At 71.0% G+C, this 297-nt stretch carries 1 pseudogene; it reads right to left on the bottom strand.

Features of this window, described 5'->3' with window-relative positions:
* Nucleotides 1-51: 51 nt before the first annotated feature.
* Nucleotides 52-297: pseudogene (locus J0A65_RS27005) on the bottom strand (hypothetical protein); the annotation flags it as partial.

The raw sequence follows: 297 nt of genomic DNA, 5'->3' as shown, positions 1-297 counted from the left end.
CCATCGCCAACAAGCTGCGTCAGCATGGCCTGGGCAAGGATTAGGCAGAGCTCATGGCTGGCCGCGCCAGGCCCGGGCCACCCGCTGGCGCAGCGCCTGGCGGTTCTGCAGGCGATGAATCGCCAGTTCGGACAGCTCGGTCCAGTAGGGCGCGACCTCGGCCTGGGCCACCGACAGGCGTGAGGCCAGGCTTTCCCAGACGGGCGGCAGCTGGCCGTGGCCCACGGCGAAGCCACCGTCCTGGTCACGCGCCAGGTAGCGCACGCGCGGTATGCCGGCCAGCAGGATGCGGCCGTA

It is taken from the genome of Bowmanella yangjiangensis (genome assembly GCF_017255015.1).
GTDB classification, from domain to species: domain Bacteria; phylum Pseudomonadota; class Gammaproteobacteria; order Enterobacterales; family Alteromonadaceae; genus Bowmanella; species Bowmanella yangjiangensis.
Note: the sequence above shows the minus strand (reverse complement) of the source record. Positions and strands in the feature narration are given on the sequence as shown.